Below are 3,680 nucleotides of genomic sequence, written 5' to 3'. Positions count from 1 at the left end.
GAAAGCAACATTTCATCCTTCACACTTCCACAGTGGGAGCACTGCTTCGTGGAGGAAAAAAAGGATCATCCTCCACCACCACGCTGCCGTACCACTGGGCTTTGTAGTTTTCAACCTCTTCCTCGTTCTGCGCGGCGTTCTTAATGTAGGGTTTTAGGAGGTTATAGCCTCTTCTCCGGAGGAGCTTGTAGAGTGAGTTTTTGTGGTAGGACACGCTGAACTTCTTCTCTACGTGAAAGAGTACGAGCTTCGTAGCCCAAAGGTCGTAGTCGTAACCAGACTCCCTCGGAGATTTGGCCAGGTCCTCATCGAGTTCCTTCAGCTCCTCCTCACTAAGCTTAGGAGGTCTGCCAGCTCCCTTTCCAGGCTTGAGTCCCTTAAAACCGCCCAGGTTCCACTGCTCAACCCACCTGAGCAGTGTCCTCTCACTTATCCTTACGGCGTCGAGGACAGGCTTCCTTTCATATCCCAGGGCAAGCATCCTAATTGCGGTAAGTTTATTCAGATACCTTACATCTCCCCTTGCTCTACACTTATCAATCTCAGCATCAATCTCGCCTAAGTCAACCCTCCTGGTGAGCACCTTAACACGCCTACCCAACAGCATCACCATAAAAAATACACATTTAAATGACAAAAATATTTCGAAATACTATAGTATTAGTTACAAGTAAATACGAGAAATTGTAGTGGAAACGGTTCATAAGACATGGTTCCACAAGTTTGAAACAAGAATCATCTAGGAGTAGGGCTTAATACTTCACTTTCTTTTTGCTGCGCTAATCCAGTTTTCCACATCTTTTTTTGTGAAGCTGTATCCTTTTGGTACAGCAACTTTTCCCATCTTCATCGCTGACTGCATTTCTTCATAAAGTTCATCTGGTTTTCGTTTTGCCAAATCTTCTAAGGAGGTCACTCTTGCTCCTACTACCATGAGTTCTGCCTCCTCCTCCTCTATTTCGTCCAATAGTAGAAGCTTGGCCATGTTAATCCACATTTCAGCTTTTTTCTTGTTGACCCTCGCCGCAGTGGAAACTTCGTCTGGAGAGGAGTTAGCCAGTTGGGATAAAGTTTCAATTTTCGCATTTTGTAGACGTGTGGCGTGCACTGGGCCTATTCCCTCAACCTGCGCTAACCCTAGCTTAGCTCTGGGCACAGGTTTTGGGGCTTTCGCTGCAACAGCTTTTGCCGCCCTTGGTTTTTTAGCAGCCTCTTCCCTAGTGGGCTTTTCAACCTCTGCTTCTACCGCTGGTTTTTCAACTTTCAACATTCTCCAAGTTGCTATTCCGAAGATGCTGCCAATGATTGCCAATCCTCCACCTAGAGATGCCACAATGTAGTTAGCGAAGATGCCACTAATTATCTCAATGGCGCCCAGAATAATTATGCCTATGACAACCCCTTTGACCCATTTTGCAGCAGCCAAGGGATATGACAACGTTAGAACACCCGCACCGGATACTAAGCCAAGTATAATCCAGAATCCACCCTGCATGCTGGGCAGTATTGTTGCATACAATTGAGCCAGTACCAAGCTTATTAAGATATCCTCGTAAATTCCAAAAATTCCTGTCTGAGACATTAGAAGGCTACTCCAGTTGAGGGTGGGAAAAAGGGCAGATCCGCTAAAGAAGACGCCGATGTATCCTGCGAAGAAAGCTAATAAACCGCCTGTAGTACTTAATTTTTCATTTAATATTAGTCTTCACCTCAATAGTTTATTACTTAAAATTGAGAATATAAATATATAACTTTTTTTATAATGTTTTACTAGAAATCTAAAGTCAACAAGTTAAAAAAGAGCGCAAAATCTAACAAAAATCATAAAAAACTAAACTCCCAGTCCGGGAACCCTAACTGAAACAAATCGCAAACTCTTGAATAAAATTCCAAGTATGATGGCATCCCCCAGTTGCAACCAATGATCGTGAGTCAATAGGCGGTAGACAAAACCATAAAAAGGGCAGCAAATTTGCGGTAACATTAACATGTTTTGAAATCAGCTACTTGATTTCCCAAATCAGGTGGAATTAGATGAGCTCTAAGCAAACTCCTAGTAAGTTGCAGAAGTCATTGGCTCTGGTTTGCTAGATGAAAGTTAAAAAAGCGTCATAGGGAGTAGGGATGGAATTTTTCAGAACTGTTTAGAAAGCAGGTTAAAAATGGCATTTTGTCTATTATATGGTCTCATTGAAATATTTTTCTATAATTAAGGGCTTTAAAATGGGTTTTCAACACATAGAAGGGGGTGACTAGTCCAAAAAATATGTCTTTCTGGTAATTGCTCCTCAATTGAAGTAAGCGTTTAAAAAAGGTTTCAGGTAATTTAAGATTCGTTAAAAATTTTATGGCAGGAATTAGTCCTGGATTCTTTTTTTTTAAAAAGTAGTAAGATGCTAGAACACTCCACTTTGCAGCCTCCATCTCATACATAGTTGCCTTCGAAGTGAGGGGATAAAGGACGAGTGAGAAAAGACTCAGACATAGATTCATCGCTAAACTCTTAATCAGTGTTAACACCGTGGGCTTGGAAAGTACAGTTTTACTCAGAACGTCCTCGCCATAAATTTTTTTCGCTCTACTCAATACACTTCCAAACACGATTGAGGAAGGAGACAAAAGTTTGGACATTAAACGGTTCGTGGAAAAGACTTGGGAAAAACTTCCCCCTTCAACATCCCTTTTCCGAGAGACAAAATGGGAAATAAACATGCCAGTATCCTTCTCTATCACCCTCAAAACCCCTCCTATAAACGAAGAATCTCTAGAAACAAGCTCATATTTAATCGCAAGACTCTCCAACAGGCCATTAATACGCTTAATTTGCCCTGAAGTAACCCCATCATCAAGCACTACCAGTAAATCCAAGTCACTAATATCACATCCCTCCCCATCAACCATACTCCCAAATATATACAAAGCTACAACTTTTTCAGTCCCCAGCTGGGAAAAAAGCAGGGAAAAAACATCATCCAGGTATCTTCGAACACTCGAAGGAAGAAAATCATAAAAGTTCACCGCCAATCCCTCTAAAAATACTAAAGACACCACTACAGTGATAAATAACTTAAAAGACTTTTAAAAATTTGCAATAGTCTTCTTCAAATTACGATTTAAACTAGTGCAAAACAACCAGCTATAAGAACTGCATAAAATCTAGTCAATACATAGAACACACATCAAACAGCTAGATTAAGAATTGGCATTTTTCCAGCGAAACTTATAATAAGTGTCAAAAGATTTTCTGCCTCTCTAAGGTACTTTCATTATGCCAATTTCTTCTTCCTCATCGATTATTTAATTTCAATATTTATCTCGACTATGATCCGTTAGGCCAGTTTACATTTCCAAGATTGTTAAAACAGTGAAAAAACCCATTCCGCATACCCAAAATGAAAAAATTAGAATGAAAAGTAGCAATAATACAAGTTCAAGTTTCAAGTGTTCACTTTCACTTAAAATATATTTAATCATAAATTGTTACGCTAAATAATTTAAGCTTAAGAAATTTTCTAAAAAATAAATAACTGAATTCGGTGAACACAAAAAAAGGATTTATTTTGTAAAAACCGATGGTACGCGTTAGCATCTTAGGGAAAACATGAAGACCACATGTCTTTCATAGCAATAAAAAACTTTCAATCTCCGTAGCTGGAGAACGGTTTTTGCAAGGGTTGTAC

The 3,680-nt window shown here is 39.8% G+C and carries 3 protein-coding genes; all 3 read right to left on the bottom strand.

Features of this window, described 5'->3' with window-relative positions; genetic code table 11:
* Positions 1 to 19: 19 nt before the first annotated feature.
* Positions 20 to 601: a winged helix-turn-helix domain-containing protein gene (locus ACUVXA_RS18070; protein ID WP_445872681.1), complete on the bottom strand. Its 582-nt coding sequence runs from the start codon at positions 599 to 601 to the stop codon at positions 20 to 22.
* A 159-nt stretch (positions 602 to 760) separates the two neighbouring features.
* Positions 761 to 1,582 carry a DUF4332 domain-containing protein gene (locus ACUVXA_RS18065; protein WP_445872680.1) on the bottom strand — a complete coding sequence of 274 codons (822 nt, stop codon included), beginning with the start codon at positions 1,580 to 1,582 and terminating at the stop codon, positions 761 to 763.
* A 605-nt stretch (positions 1,583 to 2,187) separates the two neighbouring features.
* Positions 2,188 to 3,018, bottom strand: a complete 831-nt coding sequence (locus ACUVXA_RS18060; RefSeq protein WP_445872679.1) for a nucleotidyltransferase domain-containing protein — start codon at positions 3,016 to 3,018, stop codon at positions 2,188 to 2,190.
* Between the last annotated feature and the right edge of the window lie 662 nt (positions 3,019 to 3,680).

The sequence above is a fragment of the Candidatus Jordarchaeum sp. genome (assembly GCF_052745115.1).
The sequence above is the reverse complement of the archived record's forward strand: the minus strand, read 5'-3'. Positions and strand labels throughout refer to the sequence as shown.

Bases quoted from the DNA above. Each gene is read 5' to 3' on its own strand.
- ACUVXA_RS18065 (WP_445872680.1), bottom strand. From the start codon at position 1,582: ATGTCTCAGACAGGAATTTTTGGAATTTACGAGGATATCTTAATAAGC.